The following is a 20,859-nucleotide window of genomic DNA, read 5'->3' on the forward strand; positions in this document are numbered from 1 at the left end:
CTGCCCGGGACTACGCCCGGCGGCCGCGCGCGAAGTAGCGCATCAACGCGCCCTGACGATCCTCCACGTAGCCCTCCAGCCATGAGTCGTCCGTGTCCAGAAAACCGGACCAGCTCTTCTTGTGCTGTTGCTGCCGTTCCGCCTGCACAGCCCGGAAACGGTAGTGGTCGTAGACGTCGAGGATGTGCACGGCATAGGCTTCGGCCAGGGCCTGGTCGCCGCTGACGATCACCATGTTCTCGTCGTTGCAGTACGAGGCCTTGAAGCCCAGGTTGTGGCTGCCCAGGATGACGGTGCAGTCCGGCGACAGCGGATCGATCACGACCAGCTTGTCGTGGATGATGGCCCCGATTCCGCCCTTGGCGGTCAGCTGCTCCGCGCCGAAGTCCCCGAGCATCGCTCTATCGTCGATGCGCGACGCCCGCACGATCGAGACCTTGTCCTCGAAGAATGTGCGCGGCGATTCGCCGGGCTCGTCGTCGCTTTCGTCATCGGGATCGTTCTTCTTGCCCGGCACGTAGTTGGGCATGGCCTGGGCGCTGGAGACGGCGCCGGTGACGATCAGACGCCCGTCCTTGCGCCCGATGTCGATGGCCTCGCCGATGATGCAGTCGTTGCCGCGCTGGCCGGGATAGAAGGCCAGGAAGAGGATGGCCTCGCGCGCCAGCCGCATGCGCCGGTACACCTCCTTCAGGTCCGGTGGCGTCTTCGTTCCCTTCGTGCGTCCTTGCATGTTGGGCGAGAACCAGAGCTCGATCTGCGCGCCATTGGCGAGCGCCAGACGCGCGGGGGCTTCATTCGAGCGCCGGAACTCGAGACTCTGCTGGTTCTTCGACATCGGGGCGCCGAAGGGGTCCGGAATCTCCAGCGCGTCCGCGCTCACGCGCTGCCAGTAGTCCATGAAGACCTGCGCGACCGCGTCATCCTCGATCAGCAGCGCATTGTTGGTCTGGCCCGCCACGCCGGTGGATGTCCAGTTGGTGCTGCCTGTGAACACCGAGCGAGACTCGCCATCCGGGGGCGTGTGCACGACGAACTTGTTGTGACCGATGTGCGTCGAGTTGTTGAACATGCGGTGCTGGATGTCGGCCCCCGCGGCAACCAGGCGTTCCCGTGCCTCGGCGTTCCGGCCATCCCATCCGCCGTTGTCCTTGCCGGTGTTGGCCAGGATGAGATGGATGCGCTGCGCGTTCGCCAGCAAGAGGTCGACAAGTTCCTTGTCGTCCAGCTCGTAGAGTGCGAGATGAAACTCGCCGGGCCTGGCGAACAGCTCGTGGAGCAGCGGCAGCACATCGCCGGCGAGGTACTTTCGGTGGGGATCGTGCGGGTTCGAGATCTTCTCGAACAACTCGTTCGGCTCGATCTCTCCGTCCTCCATCAGCACGTTGCGCAGCCACTGTGCGGCAAGGATGCCGTTGGTGAAGGTCGAGCGGAAAACGCCGCGACGGCTCGTCACCCGCACCGGAAGAGTAGGCACCGCGGGGCCCAGATAGCCCAGCGGGCGGGGCTTGCCCTCGTAGGCCTTGACGGAGATCTTGACCAGCTTGCCCTCGGCATCCTTGACGGGGCGCCCGTGGTCGTCACGCTGGGTCACTCGCACCGTCTTCGGCGTGGGGTCGGGCGCGGGCTCCATGCCGTCTTCCAGGTCGCCGACCGGCCGGATCTCGTACCGAACGAACACCTCCGAGGGCCTGCGATTCAGTTCATCGCGTCTCTTGCGCAGCGTGAGGTCTCTCCACGAGAGCTTCTGCACGGGCCAGATCCCCGTGTGCTGCGGCAACCAGTGGGGATTGCGCTGGCCGGAGAAGCCGACCCAGCTCGCGCAGCGCACGCGGTCTTCGCTGCCGTCATTGCGCACGACGACGCTTTCATCGGCGTTCAGGTAAACGCGCGTGACTTCAAAGCCGAGGCAGCCCTCGATCTTGTCGTCCACATCCCAGGCGATGTAGGCCACTTCGTTGTTGGCGTACGCGAAGGCGCTGAGAATCTTTCCCATGGCTGTCTTCCTGGTAGGTGGCGAATGGCGCCGGCCGGCTGAGCAGCAGCAAACTAGCCCCGCAGGATGACAAGCTGATTTCAGCGGAGTGGGCCGAGCCCGGATGCTTCAAATTGGAACGCCCAGGCAAAAAGAGCGCGCCCTCAAGACTGAGGATCTGCGTGACCTCATGGTCCGGTATGGCATGCGCCACGCAGCAGTGCGGGCTTTCGCGCTCGCGCGGCGGCCGCGCTGCATATCGGCCATGGCCGATATGTTGCATATATTGCTCAAGACCGATATATGGTCGGCATTCGCCGACCGAGCAACTTCTCCCATCTCGGGCTCACGACGAGCGCATGATCGTTGGGATCTGCGCAGAGGATCTCGGTGTGCCCCGCCCGTTTCACACCCCCAGCAACTCCTCCAACACCTCCGGCGCCGCCAGCAACTCCGCCGAAGGCCCGTGCCGCACGATCTTGCCCTTCTCCATCACCACCGCCTGATCCGTGTGCGCCAGCACCTTGCGCCAGTCGCGGTCGACGATCAGCGTCGCGATGCCGGTGGTGCGGATGTCCGCGATCACGCGCCAGATCTCGGCCACGATCAGCGGCGCCAGGCCTTCGGTCGCCTCGTCGAGGATCAGCAAGCGCGGGTTGGTCATCAGCGCGCGGCCGATCGAGAGCATTTGCTGCTCGCCGCCCGACAACTGCTGCCCGCCGTGCGAGAGCCGCTCCGTGAGGCGCGGGAAGGTGGCCATCACACGATCGAAAGTCCAGGCGCGCTTGCCGTCGATGCCGGAGCGTGCGCTCATCACGAGGTTCTCGCGCACCGAGAGGTTGGGGAAGATGCCGCGGCCTTCGGGCACGTAGCCGATGCCGCGGCGCGCCATCTTCTCGGGCGCCCAGCCGGTGACGTCGTCGCCGTCGAGCTTCACGCGGCCCGAGGCCGGACGCACATAGCCCATCAGCGAGCGGATCAGCGTGGTCTTGCCCATGCCGTTGCGCCCCAGCAGGCCGACCGAGGTGGCCGCCGGCATCGCGACGTCGATGCCGCGCAGGATGTGGCTGTCGCCGTAGTAGGTGTTGAGGCCTTCGATCTGCAGCATCTCAGTGGTCCTCGCCCAGGTAAGCAGTGCGCACTTCGGGGTTCTGACGAATAGAAGCCGGGTCGCCGGTTGCGATGACGGTGCCGTTGACCATCACCGTGATGCGGTCGGCGATGCGGAACACCGCGTCCATGTCGTGCTCCACCAGCAGGATCGCGTGCGAGGCCTTGAGGCTGGCGAGCAGGCCCAGCATGCGCTCGGTCTCCTCGGCGCCCATGCCGGCCAGCGGCTCGTCGAGCAGCAGCACGCGCGGGTTGGTGGCCAGGCACATCGCGACTTCGAGCTGGCGCTTGGCGCCATGGCTCAGCGTGCCGGCGACGCGCTCGGCCACCGCAGTGAGCCCCGCGGCCTCCAGCGCTTCGCGCGCCGCGGCATTGCTCGTCGCGCATTGCGTCGAGGCCTGCCAGATCGCCCAGGGCCGCGGCGTCGCGGCCTGCGCGGCGAGGCGGCAGTTCTCGAGCACCGTGAACTCCGGAAAGATCGTGGTGCGCTGATAGCTGCGGCCGACGCCGGCGAGCGCGCGGCGGAACTGCGCGCGCTTGGTGACGTCGGTGCCGTCGAGCGTGATGCGCCCGTCGGAGGCGTCGATCTCGCCCGAGAGCATGTTGATCAAGGTGGACTTGCCGGCGCCGTTGGTGCCGATCACCGCATGGACTTCGCCGCGGCGCAGGTCCAGGCTCACCGCATTGACGGCGACCAGGCCGCCGAAGCGGCGCGTCAGCGTTTCGACCGAGAGCAGGGTACTCATGCGGCCGCCCCCTTCGGCGAGAGCCGCGATGCGATGCCGATGATGCCCTTGGGCAGCAGTGCGACGAAGGCGATGATGGCCAGACCCAGCGTGAGCTGCCAATGGTCCGCGAGCGGCCCCACCAGCGCATGGGTGGAGAGCAGTTCCTTCAGCAGCGTGAAGGCCACGGCGCCGATCACCGCGCCGCGCAAATGGCCGAGGCCGCCGAGGATGATCATCAGCAGCACCTCGCCCGAGTTGTGCCAGGCCAGGAGCTCGGGATTCACCACGCCGTCGCGCGAGGCGACGAGGAAGCCCGCCAGCCCGGCCAGCGCACCCGCGATCACGAAGGCCGCGAGCTTGTAGCCGTAGACCGGAAAACCGGCCGCGCGCATGCGCTGCTCGTTGACGCGGATGCCGGCCAGCGCGGCGCCGAAGCGCGAGCGGCGGATCAGCGCCAGGAAGCCGTAGGTGAGCGCCAGCGCGGCCAGCACGAAGTAGAACTGCACGCTGCGGTTCTCCATGTCGAGCGCGCCGATGGCCGGGCGGATGTACATGTAGATGCCGTCGCTGCCGCCGCCGAGCGCGGTGTCGTGGAACACGAAGAAGGCCATCTGCGCGAAGGCCAGCGTGACCATGATGAAGTAGACGCCGCGCGTGCGCAGGCTGAGCGCGCCCGTCACCAGCGCGTAGCCGGCGGCGCAGCCCATGGCCAGCGGCAGCAGCACGGCGATGGAGCCGCCATCCTTGCCGGAGCCCAGCACCGTGGCATAGGCGCCGATACCGTAGAAAGCCGCATGGCCGAGGCTCACCAGGCCGGTCATGCCGACCAGCAGCTCGAGGCTCAACGCGAAGATCGAGAGGATCATCACCTTGACCACGAGGTCCGAGAGGTAGGGGCTCAGCATCGGGCCGAGCAGCGCGAGCGCGATGGCGCAGACGAGCGGGAGGAAATGCGAGAAGCGTTTCATGTCAGGTCTTGCGCCCCATCAAGCCTTCAGGACGCCAGATCAGCACGATGGCCATCAGCACATACACCCCCATGCCGCTCAGCTCGGCGAAGAACACCTTGCCGAAGGTGTCGACGAAGCCGACCAGGAGCGAAGCGACCAGCGCACCCGTGATCGAGCCGATGCCGCCGATCACCACCACCACGAAGCAGATGATCAGCACGCTCGCGCCCATGTTCGGATAGACCGAGGACATCGGCGCCGCGATCATGCCGGCCAGCGCGGCCAGCGCCACGCCGGCCGCGAACACGATGCGGTAGAGCCGGCGGATGTCGATGCCCAGGCCGCGCACCATGTCGCGGTTGCTGGCGCCGGCGCGGATCATCATGCCCAGGCGCGTGCGGTTGACCACGTAGTAGAGCCCGACTGCGAGCACCACGCAGGCCGCCGAAGCGAAGAGCCGGTACCACGGGTAGCTCATGAGATCGCCGAGCGCGAAGCTGCCGTCCAGCCAGGGCGGCACCCTGACGCCGTGCACGTCGTTGCCCACCAAGAGCGAGCGCAGCTCCTCGAACACGAGGATCAGCCCGTAGGTCATCAGCACCTGCTGCAGGTGGTCGCGCTGGTAGAGGTAGCTGAAGAAGGCCCACTCCAGCAGATAGCCGAAGAGCGCGCTGAGCACCACGCCCGCCAGCAGCATCACGATGAACTGGTCACCGAAGAGCGGCGAGAGCGCGAACGCCATGTAGGCGCCGATCATGTAGAAGCTGCCGTGGGCCAGGTTGATCACGCCCATGATGCCGAAGATCAGCGTCAGTCCGGAGGCCACCAAAAACAACAGAAGCCCGTACTGCACCGAATTCAGGCATTGGACTAGAAAGGTACCGAGGTCCACGACAGGTCGTCACTTTCCGCTCAGAGTTTGCAGCCGCGGGCCGGGTCGGCCAGGCCCTTGATGGCCACGTTGACCATCTTGTTTTCCTTGCCTTCCACCTTGCGCAGGTAGATGTCCTGCACCGGGTTGTGCGACTTGCCGATCGTGAAGGCGCCGCGCGGGCTGTCGATCCTGGCCTTCTCGATGGCGCCTGCGAACTCGGCCTTCTTGCTGATGTCGCCCTTGGTCGCCGCCAGGCCGATCGCGAGCATCTGCGCCGCGTCGTAGCCCTGCACCGCGTACACGTCGGGCTGCAGCTTGAACATCTTGGCGTAGGCGGTGCGGAAGCTGTTGTCGCGCGGCGTGTTGAGGCCGTCGGCATAGTGCAGCGTGGTCAGCATGCCCTGGGCCGATTCGCCCTGCGCGTCCAGCGTGCCGTCGGTCAGGAAGCCGGGGCCGTAGAGCGGGATGTTCTTGTTGAGGCCGGCCGCCGCGTAGTCCTTGACGAACTTGACCGCGCCGCCGCCCGCGAAGAAGGAATACACCGCATCGGGCTTGGCCGCCGCGATCTCGGTCAGGAGCGCCTGGAACTCCACGTTCGGGAAGGGCACGGTGAGCTGCTTCACGACCTTGCCGCCGCCCTTCTCGAAGCCTTCCTTGAAGCCGTTGACCGACTCGTCGCCGGCCGCGTACTTCCAGGTGAGCGTCATCGCGGTCTTCTTGCCCTGCTTGGCCGCGACCTCGCCCATCGCGTAGGCCGGCTGCCAGTTCGAGAACGAGCTGCGGAAGATGTTCTGCGCGCACATCGGGCCGGTCACCGCGTCGGCGCCGGCATTGGGCACGATCAGCACGGTGCCGCTTTCCTTGGCGGCCTTGGCCATTGCCATCGCGACGCCGGAGTGCACGGTGCCGACGATCACGTCGACGTTGTCGCGCTTGATCAGCTTGTTGACGTTGTCGGTGGCCTTGGCCGGGTCCGATTCGTCGTCGACCTTGATGTATTCGATCTCGCGGCCGCCGAGCTTGCCGCCCTGTTCCTCGACGCGCAGCTTGAAGCCGTTCTCGATGGCCACGCCGAGCGCCGCATAGGTGCCGCTGAAGGGCAACATCAGGCCGACCTTGAGCTTGCCCTGCTGGGCGTGGCCGACGGTCGCGATGCAGGCCAGCGCAAGAGCGGTTAGCGTGGTGCGTGCGATGCGAGTGGTCATGGGTATCTCCTGGCGTTGATGATGAGTGAAAAGGACGGGAACGGCCTGGCGACGGATCGGCAGGGGATGGGTCGGGACGGGTTTCTCCATGGCGAACCGTGAGACGCAGATACTTTAAGGGTAAATCATTTATCTCTCAAACACGAGTTTTCCCTGCCCGCCGATCCGCTGCTTCGACAAACGAAACGGCCGCCACTATGACCTGTTCCGGCTGGTCCCGATGCGGGGAATGCCCGCAGTCGCGCAGCTCGAGCAGCCGGGTTCCTGGCACCCGCTCGGCGATGCCGCGAACCTGGCGGAGTGTGCCGTACTCGTCGTCGATCCCCTGGATAGCAAGAACCGGGCAACGGATGGCGTCGAGCTCAGCCTCGATGTTCCATTGCTTGAAGGGCGGGTGCAGCCAGATGCGGTTCCAGCCCCAGAAGGCCGAATCCACGTCCTCGTGGTAGCGGCCCAGCTTCTTCGGCAGGTCGGATTCCAGGTAGGCCTGGCGTGCCAGCTCGATGTTGGCGACCGTCACCTCTTCCACGAAGATGTGCGGCGCGAGCACCACCAGGCCGGCCACGCGCTCCGAGAAGCGCGACGCGTAGAGCAGCGAGATCGACCCGCCGTCGCTGTGGCCGAAGAGCCAGGGCTTCTCCTTGAGGCCGATGGCCTCGAAGAAGGCCGGCAGCACCTCGTGCGCCTGGCGATGCATGAAATCCACGTCCCAGGACTCGTCGGGTTCGCGCGGCGTCGAGCGGCCGTAGCCGGGGCGCGAGAACACCAGGCCGCGAAAGCCGCCGCGCTCGCAGAGCTTCTCGGGGAAATCCTTCCACATCGCGATCGAGCCCAGGCCTTCATGCAGGAACACAAGCAGCGGCGCATCGGTCCGTTCGGGTGCGATGCGCTGATACTCGATGCGCACTTCGCGGTCGCGCCACGCGATCACGGCGAACGCTGTGTTGTGGCCGCTCATGGCATTGCTCCTTCCCCCTCTGGGGGAAGGTGGGGATGGGGACCGCCGTCGATGGTGGCGCCGCGTGCCCCCACCCCAGCCCTCCCCCAGAGGGGGAGGGAGACGGACCGGGGCCTCAATGCTGATGCTCCCGCTCGCGCAGCCGGAAGCGCTGGATTTTTCCTGTGGCCGTCTTCGGCAGCTCCTCGACGAACTCGATGAAGCGCGGGTACTTGTAGGGCGCGAGGCGCTCCTTGACGAAGGCCTTGAGTTCCTCGTCCGTCACCGACTGGCCGGACTTGAGCACCACGTAAGCCTTGGTCTTGGTCAGCCCATCGGCGTCTTCCTTGCCGATCACCGCGGCCTCGAGCACCGCCGGATGCTGCATCAGCGTGGCCTCGACCTCGAAGGGCGAGACGTAGATGCCGCTGACCTTGAGCATGTCGTCGCTGCGGCCGGCGTAGGTGTAGTAGCCGTCGGCGTCGCGCGAGTACTTGTCGCCGCTCTTGGTCCAGCCCTCGCGGAAGGTGTCGGCGCTCTTCTCGGGGTTGCCCCAGTACATCACCGCCGTGCTCGGCCCCTTGATGTAGAGGTCGCCGACTTCGCCCACGGGCACGGGCTTGCCGTCCTCGCCGCGCAGCTCGATCGCATAGCCCTCGACCGGCCGGCCGGTGGTGCCGTAGCGGATGTCGCCGGGCCGGTTGGAGATGAAGATGTGCAGCATCTCGGTGGAACCGATGCCGTCGATGATCTCGCAGCCGAAGTGCTGCTTGAAGCGTTGGGCGAGCTCGCCCGGCAAGGCTTCGCCGGCCGAGGAGCACATGCGCAGCGACACGGCTTCGCGCGCAGGCAGATTGGGCGAGGCCAGCATGCCGGCGAAGCCCGTGGGTGCGCCGAAGAACACCGTGGGTTTGTGCGTGCCGGTCCAGCGCTTGAAGACCGCGTCGGGCGTCGGCCGCTCGGCCATCAGCAGCACCGTCGCGCCGACCGAAAGCGGGAAGGTCAGCGCATTGCCCAGGCCGTAGGCGAAGTAGAGCTTGGCGGCCGAGAAGCAGACGTCGTTCTCGGTCAGCCCCAGCACCGGCTTGCCATAGAGCTCGGCCGTCCACCACGGGTTGCCGTGCGTGTGCACCGTGCCCTTGGGCTTGCCGGTGGAGCCGGAGGAGTAGAGCCAGAAGGCATGGTCCTGCGGCGTGGTGGCGGCGGGTTCGGCCAGCGGCTGGTGCGCGGCGATCACCGCTTCGAAATCCTGTGCGCCGTCGGGCAGGGCGCCGGTGGGTTGCGAGACGATCAAGGTCTTGAGTTCGTTCGACCCCTTGACCCGCGCGTCCTGCAGCACCGGTAGCAGCGCGCCCGAGACCAGCGCCGCCTTGGCGCCGCTGTGTTCGAGCATGTAGGCGTAGTCCTCGGTCGTGAGCAGCGTGTTGACTGCCACCGGCACGATGCCGGCATAGAGGCAGCCGAGAAAACTCACCGGCCAGTCGCTGCTGTCGAGCATCAGCAGCAGCACGCGCTCTTCGCGCTTCACGCCTGATGCGAGCAGCGCCGCGGCGAGCCGCCGCGCGCGGTCTTCGAGCTGGCCGTAGGCGAGGGTGCCGCGGTCGTCGACGTAGGCGATCTTCTGCGCGCGGCCACGGTTGAGGGCGAGCAGGTGTTCGGCGAAATTGAAGGATGCTGGCAGGCTCATCGTGTCTCCTCGGGTCGCATTTTTCTTCGGGCGGTCTTCAGCCGGCCGAGAGGCCGAGCTGCGCGAGAACCGCCGGGCTGGCCTGCACCGCGCTCTTGCGGTGATAGAAGTCCAGCGCCCGCAGGCCGCCCAGTTCGGCGCCGCCGCCCGCGCGGCCGGGGCCGCCGTGCAGCGACTGGGGCATCACGTTGCCATGGCCCGTGTGGGCCTGCGCCACGTCCGGCGTGATCACGTGCACGCGGCCGTGGCTCGCGGCCAATTGCACCGCTGCTTGGCCGAGCGCCGCCTCGTCGGCGCCGTAGAGCGAAGTCACGAGCGAGCCCTGGCCGCGGTGTGCGAGCGCGATCGCATGCTCGACGTCACGATAGGGCAGCAGGGTGGCGACCGGGCCGAAGACCTCGACGTCGTGCACGCGCTGCGCGGCATCGGCATCGCGCGCGCCCAGCAGCACCGGGCCGATGCAGGCGGCGATGGCAGGGTCGGCATCGACCGGCGGGGCCGTGCTGCCGTCATGCAGCACGCTCGCCTGCGCCTTGAGTTCCTCCAGCCCTTCGCGCACGGCATTCAGTTGCGCACGGCTCACCAGCGAGCCCATGCGCACGCTCTCGTTGCGCGGATTGCCGACCGTGATGCCGGCCAACTTGGCGCCGATGGCTTCGGCCGCCGCGTCGTAGACGGCAGCCGGCACGAGGATGCGGCGGATCGCGGTGCACTTCTGGCCCGACTTGACCGTCATCTCGCGCACCACCTCGCGCACCAGCAAATTGAAGGCCTCGCTGCCCGGCGCCGCATCGGGCAAGAGCAGGGCGGAATTCAGGCTGTCGGCCTCGATGTTGACGCGCACCGAGCGCTGGGCCACCGCGGGGTGCGAGCGGATCACGGCGCCGGTATCGGCCGAGCCGGTGAAGGACACCACGTCGAAGCCCTGCAGCTGGTCCATCAGACCGTTCGAGCTGCCGCAGATCACCGACAGCGCGCCGGCCGGCAGCACGCCTGCCTCGACCACGTCGCGCACCATGCGCTGCGTGAGCCAGGCGGTGGAGGTGGCGGGCTTCACGATCACCGGCACGCCCGAGAGCAGGGCGGGCGCGGCCTTCTCCCACAGGCCCCAGGACGGGAAGTTGAAGGCATTGATGAAGAGCGCCACGCCGCGCGTTGGCACCTGCAGGTGCAGCGACTGGAATACCGGCTCCTTGCCGAGCTTGGTCGCATCGCCGTCGCGCAGCGCGCGCACATCGCCCAGCGCATCGCCCCACTTGGCGTACTGGCCGAGCGTGAAGATCGCACCGTCGATGTCGACGGCCGAGTCGTTCTTCACCGTGCCCGAGTTGGCGGTGGCGATCTCGTAGTAGGCGTCGCGGTTCGCCTGCAGCACCTTCACGACCGCGCCCAGCAGCGCGGCGCGCTCTTTATAAGTGAGGGCGCGCAGGGCAGCGCCGCCGGTCTCGCGCGCGAAGCCGAAGGCCGCGGCCAGGTCCAGCCCGGTCGCATCGACCCGGGCCAGCTCGGTGCCGAGCACCGGATCGACAAGCGCCGTGCCGGCGCCGCTGCCGGCCTGCCAGCGGCCGGCGACGTAGTTGGAAAGAAGTTCGGTCATGGAGCGTCTCAAGTCTTGGTGAACTGGATCTGGCCTTCGGGCAGCAGGTAGAGGACCAGCGCGCGCCCTTGGGCGACGGTGGGGTGATGAGCCGTTCCCGGCGGATAGACGCACCAGCCCGCCGCCCGCCCGTCGAAGGTGGCATCGCCCTCCAGCGGCATGATCAAATCGATCTCGCCATTCGGATGCGTGTGGTGCGGGCCGGCGATGTCCTTCATGTCAACCACGTCGACCGAGAAGCGATGCAGCGCGTCCTCGGCCTTGAAGACCCGGCCGTACTTGATGCCGCCGCCTTCGCGATCGCACAGCCAGCCTTCCGCCACGCCGTCGATGCAGGCCTGTTTCAGGCGCTCGAAGGCGGGGCTGCCGGCGCCGTGGACGGTGTTGAGCCAGCGGTCGAGTTCGTGATCGAGCGCTCTGCCGGCGAGCTGCGCTGTCACGTCGGCAACGATCTGGTGGAAGGCTTCCTTGGACATCGTGGTGGTGCTCATGCGTGGGTGGAACTTGCGGCAATTGGCCGCGTGCAGTATCTTGCCTGTGCACGAACCATAAGCATCGACACAAAAGGTGTCAAGCAATATAGTGCATATATGGTGTTTACCCGGATAGGGGTGAACCGGGAGACGAAGGAGCGACATGAATGAGCGAGCCGACGCGGTGCTGACCGCACCCGCGGACCCGGCCCTGCCGGCCGAAGAAGCGAAGAACCCCCTGCTGGTGGCGCTGGGCGAGCGCGTGCGCAACCTGCGCGCGCGCCGCGGGCTCACGCGCAAGGCCGTGGCGCAGGCGGCGGAGGTCTCGGAGCGCCACCTGGCCAATCTCGAATACGGCATCGGCAATGCGTCGATCCTGGTGCTGCAGCAGGTGGCGACCGCGCTGCAATGCTCGCTGGCCGAGCTGGTGGGCGACGTCACGACCAGCTCGCCCGAGTGGCTGCTGATCCGCGAGCTGCTGGAGCGCCGCGACGAGGCCGACCTGCGGCGCGCCCGCATCGCGCTCGGCGAGTTGCTCGGCACCGCTGCCGGCGACCCGGCGCGCAACCGCCGCATCGCGCTGGTGGGCCTGCGCGGCGCGGGCAAGTCCACGCTGGGCCAGATGCTGGCGGACGATCTCGAGGTGCCCTTCATCGAGCTGAGCCGCGAGATCGAAAAGCTGGCCGGCTGCAGCGTACGCGAGATCCACGACCTCTACGGCACCAACGCCTACCGCCGCTACGAGCGCCGCGCGCTCGAGGAGACGGTGCAGATCTACAGCGAGGTGGTGATCGCCACCCCGGGCGGCATCGTGTCCGACCCCGCCACCTTCAACCAGCTGCTGGCCCACTGCACCACCGTCTGGCTGCAGGCCGCGCCCGAGGAGCACATGGGCCGCGTCGCCGCCCAGGGCGACACCCGTCCGATGGCCGCCAGCAAGGAAGCGATGGACGACCTGCGCCGCATCCTCGCCGGCCGCGCCGCCTTCTACTCCAAGGCCGACCTCAGCGTCGACACCAGCGGACAGGATCTGGCGCAGAGCTTCCACGCGCTGCGCTCGGCGGTGCGGGAGGCGATGAGCCGGGCCGGCTGACGGCGCCAACGAGGAACGTAAAAAAAGTCCGTCGCAGGGTTGACGCGCCTCGGAACATGCAGCATGATGCATGCTCAGTCGCCAGACAAATGCATTATTGTTCCTAGACCCCACGGCACCCAGGAGACCTCGACATGACCGACACCGCCGCCCATCCCGCCCGCGTCGACTACCGCACCGACCCCACGCAATACCGCCACTGGAAGCTCAGCGTGGAGGGCCCCGTGGCCCGCCTGTCGCTGGACATCGCCGAAGACGGCGGCATCCGTCCCGGCTACAAGCTCAAGCTCAACAGCTACGACCTGGGCGTGGACATCGAGCTCAACGATGCGCTGAACCGCGTGCGCTTCGAGCATCCGCAGGTGCGCTCGGTCATCGTCACCAGCGGCAAGGACCGCATCTTCTGTTCGGGCGCCAACATCTTCATGCTCGGCGTCTCCAGCCACGCTTGGAAGGTGAACTTCTGCAAGTTCACCAACGAGACGCGCAACGGCATCGAGGATTCGTCCAAGCACTCGGGCCTCAAGTTCATCGCGGCCGTGAATGGCGCCTGCGCCGGCGGTGGCTACGAGCTGGCCCTGGCCTGCGACGAGATCGTGCTGGTCGACGACCGCTCCTCCTCCGTCTCGCTGCCGGAGGTGCCGCTGCTCGGCGTGCTGCCCGGCACCGGCGGCCTGACCCGCGTCACCGACAAGCGCCACGTGCGCCATGACCTGGCCGACATCTTCTGCACCAGCGTCGAGGGCGTGCGCGGCCAGCGCGCGGTCGAGTGGCGCCTGGTCGATGCGATCGCCAAGCCGGCGCAGTTCGGCGCCGCGGTGCAGGAGCGCGCCGCCAAGCTGGGCGAGGGCAGCGACCGCCCCGCCGACGGCAAGGGCGTGAGCCTCACGCGCCTGGAGCGCGAGGACGGCGCCGACAGCCTGCGCTACGAACACGTCACGGTCGAGATCGACCGCGCACGCCGCACCGCCACCTTCACCGTCAAGGCGCCGAAGGGCGCGCAGCCGGCCGACATCGCCGCGATCGAAGCCGCCGGCGCCGCCTGGTGGCCGCTCGCGATGGCGCGCCAGCTCGACGACGCGATCCTCAACCTGCGCACCAACGAGCTCGACATCGGCACCTGGCTGCTCAAGACCGAGGGCGATGCGCAAGCCGTGCTCGCGAGCGACAAGACCATGCTCGCCCACAAGGACCACTGGCTGGTGCGCGAAACCATCGGCGCGCTGCGCCGCACGCTGGCGCGGCTCGACGTCTCCTCGCGCAGCCTGTTCGCGCTCGTCGAATCCGGCTCCTGCTTCGCCGGCACGCTGGCCGAGATCGCCTTCGCGGCCGACCGCGCCTACATGCTCGCGCTGCCCGACGATGCCGAGCGGGCACCGAAGATCACGCTGGACGAGTTCAACTTCGGTTTCTTCCCGATGGTCAACGACCAGAGCCGCCTGCAGCGCCGCTTCTACGAAGAGGCCGCGCCGATGGAGGCCGCGCGCGGCGCGGTCGGCCGCGCGCTGGACGCCGACGAGGCGCTCAAGCTCGGCCTCGTCACCGCCGCGCCCGACGACATCGACTGGGAGGACGAGATCCGCATCGCCATCGAGGAGCGCGCCGCCATGTCGCCCGACGCGCTCACCGGCCTCGAAGCCAACCTGCGCTTCGCCAGCCAGGAGAACATGGCCACGCGCATCTTCGGCCGGCTGACCGCCTGGCAGAACTGGATCTTCAACCGCCCGAACGCCGTCGGCGAGAAGGGTGCCCTCAAGGTTTACGGCACCGGCGAAAAAGCCGGCTTCGATCTCAACCGCGTCTGAGTCCACCCCGACCGTTCGGGCTGAGCTTGTCGAAGCCCCCCGCGAGCCTTCGACAAGCTCAGGCCGAACGGATTTTCGGATTTCCATCCAAGCAGGAGCCCCCATGAGCACGATCAACTACAGCGAGAAGATCCCCAACAACGTCAACCTCGGCGAAGACCGCACGCTGCAGCGCGCGCTCGAAGGCTGGCAGCCGAACTTCATCAACTGGTGGGACGACGTCGGCCCCGACGGCTCGACCAACTACGAGGTCTACCTGCGCACCGCCGTCAGCGTCGACCCGCAGGGCTGGGCCCAGTTCGGCCACGTGAAGATGCGCGACTACCGCTGGGGCATCTTCCTGAACCCGGGCGATGCCAACCGCGAGATCCACTTCGGCGATCACAAGGGCGAGAAGGCCTGGCAGGACGTGCCCGGCGAACACCGCGCCAACCTGCGCCGCATCATCGTCACGCAGGGCGACACCGAGCCGGCCTCGGTCGAGCAGCAGCGCCACCTGGGCCTCACCGCGCCGAGCATGTACGACCTGCGCAACCTGTTCCAGATCAACGTGGAAGAGGGCCGCCACCTCTGGGCCATGGTCTACCTGCTGCACAAGCACTTCGGCCGCGACGGCCGCGAAGAGGCCGAGGCGCTGCTGCAGCGCACCTCGGGCGACGAGAACAACCCGCGCATCCTCGGCGCCTTCAACGAGAAGACGCCCGACTGGCTGGCCTTCTTCATGTTCACCTACTTCACCGACCGCGACGGCAAGTTCCAGCTGTCGGCCCTGGCCGAGAGCGCCTTCGATCCGCTGGCACGCACCACCAAGTTCATGCTGACCGAGGAAGCGCACCACATGTTCGTGGGCGAGAGCGGCGTCTCGCGCGTGCTGCAGCGCACCGCGCAGGTGATGAACGAGCTGAAGACCGACGACCCGCAGAAGGTGCGCGCGGCCGGCGCCATCGACCTCGGCACGATCCAGCGCTACCTCAACTTCCACTACAGCGTGACCATCGACCTGTTCGGCGCCGACCAGTCGAGCAACGCTGCCACCTTCTACAGCTCGGGCCTGAAGGGCCGCTACGAGGAAGGCAAGCGAGGTGACGACCACGTGCTCAAGGGCCAGACCTACAAGGTGCTCGAGGTGCAGAACGGCCAGCTCGTCGAGAAGGACGTGCCGATGCTGAATGCGCTCAACGAAGTGCTGCGCGACGACTTCATCAAGGACTCGGTGGCCGGCGTGAGCCGCTGGAACAAGGTGCTGGAGAAGGCCGGCATCCCGACCCGCCTGGTCGTGCCGCACAAGGCCTTCAACCGCCAGATCGGCGCCCTGGCCGGCATCAAGATGTCGCCCGAAGGCCGCGTGGTGAACGAGGCCGAATGGGCCGCCAAGAAGGACGAGTGGCTGCCCACGGGCGAGGACTTCGCATTCGTGGCATCGTTGATGGGCCGCGTGGTCGACCCGGGCAAGTTCGCCGGCTGGATCGCGCCGCCGGTGATGGGCATCAACCGGCAGCCGGTGGATTTCGAGTACGTGAGATTCGGCTGATCGGTGTGACTCCTTCCCCCTCTGGGGGAAGGCAGGGACGGGGGCAAGCAGCGTACCCACGACAAGCGCCGCGTGCCCCCACCCAACCCTCCCCCAGAGGGGGAGGGCTTTAGGAGAGACTAATGGAAACGGCCACCATCGACATCGGCGTCATCAGGCAGCACCTGATCGACCCTGAAATCTGCATCCGCTGCAACACCTGCGAAGCCACCTGCCCGGTCAACGCGATCACGCACGACGACCGCAACTACGTGGTGCGCGCCGATGTCTGCAACGGCTGCATGGCCTGCATCTCGCCGTGCCCGACCGGCTCGATCGACAACTGGCGCACCATGCCCGTGGCGCGCGCCTATTCGATCGAGGAGCAGCTCACCTGGGACGAACTGCCGGCCGAACTCACGCCCGAGCAGCTCGAAGCCGAAGGCGTCGCATCGCCTGCCGAAACGCTGGCGCCTGCGCCGGCCGCACCGCCGCAGCCGCCGGCCGAGCCGGGCGAAGTGCCCTTCAACTCCGCACAGTACGGCGCCACCACGCCGCCCTGGTCGGCTGCGCACGCCTACACCAACCTGTTCCCGCCGAAGAGCCCGACCACCGCCACCGTGGTGGGCAACTTCAACTGCACCGAGGCCGGCTACGAGAACCAGACGCACCACATCGTGCTGGACTTCGGCAGCATGCCCTTCCCGGTGCTGGAGGGCCAGTCCATCGCCATCATCCCGCCGGCCACCGATGCCAACGGCAAGCCGCACTTCGCGCGCCAGTACTCCGTCGCCAGTCCGCGCAACGGCGAGCGGCCCGGCTACAACAACGTGTCGCTCACGGTGAAGCGCGTGCTGCAGGACCACCAGGGCAAGCCGGTGCGCGGCGTCGCCAGCAACTACGTGTGCGACCTCAAGGTCGGCGACAAGGTGCAGGTGGTCGGCCCCTTCGGCGCCTCCTTCCTGATGCCGAACCATCCGAAGTCGCACATCGTGATGATCTGCACCGGCACCGGCAGCGCGCCGATGCGCGCGATGACCGAATGGCGCCGGCGCCTGCGCAAGAGCGGCAAGTTCGAAGGCGGCAAGCTGATGCTCTTCTTCGGCGCACGCACGCAGCAGGAGCTGCCGTACTTCGGCCCGCTGCAGACCCTGCCCAAGGACTTCATCGACATCAACTTCGCGTTCTCGCGCACGCCCGGCCAACCCAAGCGCTATGTGCAGGACGCGATGCGCGAACGCGCCGCCGACCTGGCCGCGCTGCTCAAGGACAGCCAGAGCCACTTCTACGTGTGCGGCCTGAAGAGCATGGAAGAGGGCGTGGTGCTCGCGCTGCGCGACGTGGCGGTGGAAGCCGGACTCGACTGGGACACGGTCGGTGCCAGCCTGAAGCGCGAAGGCCGCCTGCACCTCGAAACCTACTAAGCTCGGCCGATGAAGTTCGCCGAGTTCCACACCGGCCAGGTCATCGAGGCCGGCCCCTATCTCGTGACCGAGGCGGAGCTGCTGCAGTTCGCGAAGGCCTACGACCCGCAGTGGTTCCACACCGATCCGGAGGCGGCGGCCGAAGGTCCCTTCGGCGGATTGATCGCGAGCGGCTGGCATACCGGCGCGATCGCGATGCGGCTGGTCACCGATGCGGCGCTCGCGGGTTCCGAATCCTTCGCATCGCCGGGCCTCGGCCACGTGAAATGGCCGAACCCCGTGCGGCCCGGCGATTCGCTGCGACTCGTGGCCGACGTGATCCAGGTGCGCCGTTCGGAGAAGCGCCCCACGCTGGGCATCCTGCGCTGGCGCTGGCGCCTGTTCAACCAGCGCGAGCTGCTCGTGCTCGACCTCGAGGCGACCAGTCTGTTCAAGCTCGGCGCTTAGCCTTGGCCATCAGCACCAGCGCGATGCCTCCGAGGATCGCGACCGAGGCGAAGGCCAGCCGCGGCGAAATCGCTTCCGACAGGAACAACACGCCGCCGAAGGCGGCGATCAGCGGCACCGACAGCTGCACCGTCGCCGCGCGCATGGCCGAGAGCCCCGGCAGCGCCGCATACCAGATGACATAGCCGATGCCGGAGGTGACCGCGCCGGAGGCCACGGCCAGCGCGATCCCGGCCGCGTCCGCGTGGGCTCGGGACGCCAGCGCCAAGCTAAGCAGCAGCGCAAGCGGCGCCGCGCGCAAGAAGTTGCGCGCGGTGGCAGCCAGCGGGTCGGCCACGCCGCGGCCGCGCAGCGAGTACACGCCCCATGCGATGCCGGCGATGGCCATCAGTGCGGCCCCGAGCGGCGGCGGCGCCGTCACGCCCGGCGAGACCAGGTAGACCAGGCCCGCGACCGCCAGCACGAAGCCGGACCAGGCGAGCGGTCCGAACATCTCGCCCGAACGCAGCCCGACGCCCAGCATCGTCAGCTGCACCGCGCCGAACAGGATCAGCGCCCCCGTGCCCGCCGACAGGCTGAGGTAGGCGAAGGAGAAGAAGGCGACGTAGGCGAACAGCATGGCCGCAGCCAGCCAGTCGGCGCGGCCCGCGGCCGGCGGCATCGTGCGCAGCCGCACGATGAGCGTGAGCGCGAGCGCGCCCGACATCAGCCGGATGCTGCCGAAGCTGGCCGCGTCGATGGCCTCTTGCTGCAGCGCCAGCCGGCACAGCAGCGAGTTGGCCGCGAAGGCCAGCATGGCGGCCACGGTGAGCGCGAGGGTCTGCAGGCCGGGCGGGCCGTCGCGCGCTTCAGGCATGAACGGCCACCAGGACCATGGCCCATGCCAGCAGCGCGACGCCGAGCGGCGTGCTGAGGCGATGGCCCCAGCGAAAGTTCTTCTCGATCGCCATCACGGCGGCCAGCAGCAGCATCCAGCCCAGGCTGCCGGTGCCGAGCGCGAACATCAACAGCATCAGCGCCCAGCAGCAACCGACGCAGAACAGGCCGTGGTGCATGCCCAGCGCGAAGGCGTGGCGCGCCTGCGCCTGCCCGCGCCAGTGCTCGATGACGAAGCTCAAGGGCGTGCGGCACTTCTCCAGGCAGCGGTGCTTGAGCTTGCTGAACTGGAAGGCCCCGGCCAGCGCGATGGTCGCGGCGCCGATCAGCCAGCCATGCCAGGCCAGCGTGGGCGCGCTGGAAAGCAGCGCCAGCAGGGTGCCGTGCAGCGCATGCGCCAGCAGGCCGAAGGCGCCCCACACCGCCATGTAGCCCAGGGCGAGCAGCGCCAGCAGGCGCCCATGGTCCGGGCGCTCGGCCGTCAATCGGTCGAAGGCGTTGAAGAGCGGCAGCGTGGTCGGCAGCATCATGGCCGCCGTCATGAGGATCCACGCGAGGCCGTAGAGCAGCGCGGGCACGAGCACGTCGCCCGCCGGAACGACGCGGCACAGGAACGCCGCCGGTCCCGATGCCGTCCAGTCGCCGTGCTCGAGATAGCGTCCGTAGGGGCTGCGCGCCCAGGCCCACAGCGCCAGCCACGCGAGCGCAATCAGCGCGGCCAGCAGCGGCAGGAACACGCGGCGGTGACGGGAGGCGCCGGCGGGCAGCCGACCCGCTCGCCCGGCGCCTGCGGCGGCGCTCATGCGTCGAAGACGAAGGTGCTTTGCAGGGCGTTGTGGTTCTTGATGTCGAGATCGATACCGAGGGCCGGGTTCTTGGAGCGATAAGTCGGCGCCTTGCCGACGAACACCGGCGCGCCCGGTACCGTCGAGAACACGGTGTCGGAGAGGGTGGTCAGGCCGCCCATCGCGCCGCGATAGGGCTCGAGTTCGGCGTAGTAGTTCTTGCCGATCGCGAGTTCGCCCTTGCCCTCGTCCACGGTGAAGCGGATCGGCGCCCGCTCCACCGACACCACCGTGCCGATCAGCTTGGCGAGGTCGGCAATCGGCCCGCCGGCCTGGCCGGTGTAGACCTTGATCAGCGCTTCCTCTTGCGCCTTGGAGGCGTTCTCGTCGACGAAGATCGCGGCGGTCCAGTTGCCTTCCAGGATGTTGCCGGGCACATGGGCCACGGCTGCGATGGTGTTGCCGCCCACGTCAAGGCCGTCCACCGTTCCCTTGTCGATGCGCCACGCGACGATGGTGTCGCAGGTGCCGTTGTCAGGGTCCTCGCCGATCCAGCAGGGGCACAGCACATTGCAGTTGCAAACCTCGAGCAGGCGACCTTCCAGGTGATAGCTCATACGCACCTCCGTTGAAGCCACTGGGACATGGACTTGTCGCCGCGACGTTGGCGCCAAGGGGGAATCGATGCTACGCCGCGTGCCGGGCCAAGTCCATATCGGAGTTTCTGTGCCTTTCAAGGCTATTCTTCACGCGCGAAATCGCCGGGGTCCGCTTAGGATCGATTCATGAAAGTGGATATACATGAGAACGATCTTCGACAGTGAATCGGAGAACCCGGAGGGCTGGGAGACGCGCATCGCCGCCATCACAGCGGACGCAGTCGCGAATGCGGACGCCGGCCTCATCGAGCGTTGCATCGGCAGTCTTCTGCGCGTCGTGCGCGAACAGCTCAATCTCGAGGTGCTGTTCGTCGGCGAGTTCGTGAACGCCAATCGCGTGTTCCGCCACATCGATTCGAAGACCGCGCCGGCCATCGTTCAGCCGGGGCAGTTCCACCCGCTGGACGAAACCATCTGCCAGCGGATCATTGACGGCCGGATGGATTGCCTGGTGCCCGACATCACGCGCGTGCGGATCGCGAATGGTTTGCCCGACTACTACGACGGCATGGGCGCCCACATCGGCGTGCCGGTGCGGTTCACCGACGGCACCCTCTACGGCGTGCTGTGCGGTTTCAGCTTCGAGCCGGGCGCCGATCTCGAAGAGCGCGACGTGAAGCGCCTGGAAATGGCGGCCGACGCGATTGCCCAGCTCCTGGCGCAGGCCGAAGGGCATGAGGTGAGGCTGTCCCACACGCGTTGACGGCAGCGACATGCGGACGAT

General features: G+C 67.6%; 19 protein-coding genes. 6 read left to right on the forward strand and 13 right to left on the reverse strand.

All coding sequences use genetic code 11. From position 1 onward, the window contains the following. Positions 1–10 precede the first annotated feature (10 nt). The 10 genes from ACSQ9I_RS00550 to ACSQ9I_RS00595 form a co-directional block, all read right to left on the reverse strand. On the reverse strand, positions 11–1,996 hold the full coding sequence (locus ACSQ9I_RS00550; protein WP_436311920.1) for a phospholipase D-like domain-containing protein: 1,986 nt from the start codon (positions 1,994–1,996) through the stop codon (positions 11–13). A gap of 385 nt (positions 1,997–2,381) precedes the next feature. Continuing rightward, positions 2,382–3,083 carry an ABC transporter ATP-binding protein gene (locus tag ACSQ9I_RS00555; protein WP_093104604.1) on the reverse strand — a complete coding sequence of 234 codons (702 nt, stop codon included), beginning with the start codon at positions 3,081–3,083 and terminating at the stop codon, positions 2,382–2,384. Position 3,084: 1 nt separating this feature from the next. Next, positions 3,085–3,831: an ABC transporter ATP-binding protein gene (locus tag ACSQ9I_RS00560; RefSeq protein ID WP_093104603.1), complete on the reverse strand. Its 747-nt coding sequence runs from the start codon at positions 3,829–3,831 to the stop codon at positions 3,085–3,087. After that, positions 3,828–4,781, reverse strand: a complete 954-nt coding sequence (locus ACSQ9I_RS00565) for a branched-chain amino acid ABC transporter permease (RefSeq protein WP_436311921.1) — start codon at positions 4,779–4,781, stop codon at positions 3,828–3,830. The genes ACSQ9I_RS00560 and ACSQ9I_RS00565 overlap by 4 nt, the downstream gene beginning before the upstream one ends. 1 nt (position 4,782) lies before the next feature. After that, positions 4,783–5,655 (reverse strand): branched-chain amino acid ABC transporter permease, encoded by an 873-nt coding sequence (locus tag ACSQ9I_RS00570; RefSeq protein ID WP_436311922.1) that lies wholly within the window; start codon positions 5,653–5,655, stop codon positions 4,783–4,785. Between the two features lie 20 nt (positions 5,656–5,675). Then, on the reverse strand, positions 5,676–6,842 hold the full coding sequence (locus tag ACSQ9I_RS00575; protein ID WP_436311923.1) for an ABC transporter substrate-binding protein: 1,167 nt from the start codon (positions 6,840–6,842) through the stop codon (positions 5,676–5,678). A gap of 136 nt (positions 6,843–6,978) precedes the next feature. Next, complete coding sequence (locus ACSQ9I_RS00580; protein WP_436311924.1) at positions 6,979–7,800, reverse strand: alpha/beta fold hydrolase; 822 nt, start codon at positions 7,798–7,800, stop codon at positions 6,979–6,981. A 115-nt stretch (positions 7,801–7,915) separates the two neighbouring features. Beyond that, positions 7,916–9,466, reverse strand: coding sequence for a benzoate-CoA ligase family protein (locus ACSQ9I_RS00585; RefSeq protein WP_436311925.1), 1,551 nt, complete (start codon positions 9,464–9,466; stop codon positions 7,916–7,918). A gap of 37 nt (positions 9,467–9,503) precedes the next feature. Continuing rightward, positions 9,504–11,063 carry a 3,4-dehydroadipyl-CoA semialdehyde dehydrogenase gene (locus ACSQ9I_RS00590; RefSeq protein WP_436311926.1) on the reverse strand — a complete coding sequence of 520 codons (1,560 nt, stop codon included), beginning with the start codon at positions 11,061–11,063 and terminating at the stop codon, positions 9,504–9,506. Positions 11,064–11,071: 8 nt separating this feature from the next. Beyond that, positions 11,072–11,539 (reverse strand): 4-hydroxylaminobenzoate lyase, encoded by a 468-nt coding sequence (locus tag ACSQ9I_RS00595; RefSeq protein ID WP_436315688.1) that lies wholly within the window; start codon positions 11,537–11,539, stop codon positions 11,072–11,074. Positions 11,540–11,699: 160 nt separating this feature from the next. Between ACSQ9I_RS00595 and ACSQ9I_RS00600 the strand changes: the two genes are divergently transcribed. The 5 genes from ACSQ9I_RS00600 to ACSQ9I_RS00620 all read left to right on the forward strand — a co-directional run bounded on the left by ACSQ9I_RS00600 (position 11,700) and on the right by ACSQ9I_RS00620 (position 17,815). Next, on the forward strand, positions 11,700–12,629 hold the full coding sequence (locus tag ACSQ9I_RS00600; protein WP_436311927.1) for a helix-turn-helix transcriptional regulator: 930 nt from the start codon (positions 11,700–11,702) through the stop codon (positions 12,627–12,629). A gap of 134 nt (positions 12,630–12,763) precedes the next feature. Next, complete coding sequence (gene boxC / locus ACSQ9I_RS00605) at positions 12,764–14,434, forward strand: 2,3-epoxybenzoyl-CoA dihydrolase (RefSeq protein WP_436311928.1); 1,671 nt, start codon at positions 12,764–12,766, stop codon at positions 14,432–14,434. Positions 14,435–14,537: 103 nt separating this feature from the next. Beyond that, positions 14,538–15,965 (forward strand): benzoyl-CoA 2,3-epoxidase subunit BoxB, encoded by a 1,428-nt coding sequence (gene boxB, locus ACSQ9I_RS00610; RefSeq protein ID WP_093104585.1) that lies wholly within the window; start codon positions 14,538–14,540, stop codon positions 15,963–15,965. 122 nt (positions 15,966–16,087) lie between these two features. Next, positions 16,088–17,368, forward strand: coding sequence for a benzoyl-CoA 2,3-epoxidase subunit BoxA (gene boxA, locus ACSQ9I_RS00615; protein ID WP_436311929.1), 1,281 nt, complete (start codon positions 16,088–16,090; stop codon positions 17,366–17,368). A 9-nt stretch (positions 17,369–17,377) separates the two neighbouring features. After that, positions 17,378–17,815, forward strand: a complete 438-nt coding sequence (locus ACSQ9I_RS00620) for a MaoC family dehydratase (protein WP_436311930.1) — start codon at positions 17,378–17,380, stop codon at positions 17,813–17,815. Here the strand turns inward: ACSQ9I_RS00620 and ACSQ9I_RS00625 are convergent. Genes ACSQ9I_RS00625 through ACSQ9I_RS00635 form a run of 3 tightly spaced genes read right to left on the reverse strand, consistent with a single transcriptional unit; the run spans position 17,799 to position 20,093 of the window. Continuing rightward, entirely contained in the window at positions 17,799–18,671 is an 873-nt protein-coding gene (locus ACSQ9I_RS00625; RefSeq protein WP_436311931.1) for a DMT family transporter, read from the reverse strand. The two genes, ACSQ9I_RS00620 and ACSQ9I_RS00625, sit on opposite strands and share 17 nt — an antisense overlap. After that, on the reverse strand, positions 18,664–19,494 hold the full coding sequence (locus ACSQ9I_RS00630) for a DUF2182 domain-containing protein (protein WP_093104579.1): 831 nt from the start codon (positions 19,492–19,494) through the stop codon (positions 18,664–18,666). Before ACSQ9I_RS00630 ends, ACSQ9I_RS00625 begins: the two co-directional genes overlap by 8 nt. Continuing rightward, positions 19,491–20,093 carry a DUF1326 domain-containing protein gene (locus ACSQ9I_RS00635; RefSeq protein WP_436311932.1) on the reverse strand — a complete coding sequence of 201 codons (603 nt, stop codon included), beginning with the start codon at positions 20,091–20,093 and terminating at the stop codon, positions 19,491–19,493. Before ACSQ9I_RS00635 ends, ACSQ9I_RS00630 begins: the two co-directional genes overlap by 4 nt. Before the next feature lie 184 nt (positions 20,094–20,277). Here ACSQ9I_RS00635 and ACSQ9I_RS00640 point away from each other — a divergent pair, with 184 nt between their 5' ends. After that, positions 20,278–20,838: a GAF domain-containing protein gene (locus ACSQ9I_RS00640; protein WP_436311933.1), complete on the forward strand. Its 561-nt coding sequence runs from the start codon at positions 20,278–20,280 to the stop codon at positions 20,836–20,838. The last annotated feature ends 21 nt before the right edge of the window (positions 20,839–20,859 follow it).

The organism is Variovorax sp. LjRoot84 (genome assembly GCF_964254305.1).
In the GTDB taxonomy this organism is placed as follows: Bacteria; Pseudomonadota; Gammaproteobacteria; order Burkholderiales; family Burkholderiaceae_C; genus Variovorax.

Excerpts from the sequence above, each read along its gene's own strand:
- ACSQ9I_RS00595 (WP_436315688.1), bottom strand. The coding sequence starts at position 11,539 with ATGTCCAAGGAAGCCTTCCACCAGATCGTTGCCGACGTGACAGCGCAG.
- ACSQ9I_RS00560 (WP_093104603.1), bottom strand. The coding sequence starts at position 3,831 with ATGAGTACCCTGCTCTCGGTCGAAACGCTGACGCGCCGCTTCGGCGGC.
- ACSQ9I_RS00630 (WP_093104579.1), bottom strand. The coding sequence starts at position 19,494 with ATGAGCGCCGCCGCAGGCGCCGGGCGAGCGGGTCGGCTGCCCGCCGGC.
- ACSQ9I_RS00625 (WP_436311931.1), bottom strand. The coding sequence starts at position 18,671 with ATGCCTGAAGCGCGCGACGGCCCGCCCGGCCTGCAGACCCTCGCGCTC.
- ACSQ9I_RS00640 (WP_436311933.1), top strand. The coding sequence starts at position 20,278 with ATGAGAACGATCTTCGACAGTGAATCGGAGAACCCGGAGGGCTGGGAG.
- ACSQ9I_RS00580 (WP_436311924.1), bottom strand. The coding sequence starts at position 7,800 with ATGAGCGGCCACAACACAGCGTTCGCCGTGATCGCGTGGCGCGACCGC.
- ACSQ9I_RS00555 (WP_093104604.1), bottom strand. The coding sequence starts at position 3,083 with ATGCTGCAGATCGAAGGCCTCAACACCTACTACGGCGACAGCCACATC.
- ACSQ9I_RS00565 (WP_436311921.1), bottom strand. The coding sequence starts at position 4,781 with ATGAAACGCTTCTCGCATTTCCTCCCGCTCGTCTGCGCCATCGCGCTC.
- ACSQ9I_RS00590 (WP_436311926.1), bottom strand. The coding sequence starts at position 11,063 with ATGACCGAACTTCTTTCCAACTACGTCGCCGGCCGCTGGCAGGCCGGC.
- ACSQ9I_RS00620 (WP_436311930.1), top strand. The coding sequence starts at position 17,378 with ATGAAGTTCGCCGAGTTCCACACCGGCCAGGTCATCGAGGCCGGCCCC.
- ACSQ9I_RS00585 (WP_436311925.1), bottom strand. The coding sequence starts at position 9,466 with ATGAGCCTGCCAGCATCCTTCAATTTCGCCGAACACCTGCTCGCCCTC.
- ACSQ9I_RS00550 (WP_436311920.1), bottom strand. The coding sequence starts at position 1,996 with ATGGGAAAGATTCTCAGCGCCTTCGCGTACGCCAACAACGAAGTGGCC.
- boxC (WP_436311928.1), top strand. The coding sequence starts at position 12,764 with ATGACCGACACCGCCGCCCATCCCGCCCGCGTCGACTACCGCACCGAC.
- ACSQ9I_RS00600 (WP_436311927.1), top strand. The coding sequence starts at position 11,700 with ATGAATGAGCGAGCCGACGCGGTGCTGACCGCACCCGCGGACCCGGCC.
- ACSQ9I_RS00635 (WP_436311932.1), bottom strand. The coding sequence starts at position 20,093 with ATGAGCTATCACCTGGAAGGTCGCCTGCTCGAGGTTTGCAACTGCAAT.
- boxA (WP_436311929.1), top strand. The coding sequence starts at position 16,088 with ATGGAAACGGCCACCATCGACATCGGCGTCATCAGGCAGCACCTGATC.
- boxB (WP_093104585.1), top strand. The coding sequence starts at position 14,538 with ATGAGCACGATCAACTACAGCGAGAAGATCCCCAACAACGTCAACCTC.
- ACSQ9I_RS00575 (WP_436311923.1), bottom strand. The coding sequence starts at position 6,842 with ATGACCACTCGCATCGCACGCACCACGCTAACCGCTCTTGCGCTGGCC.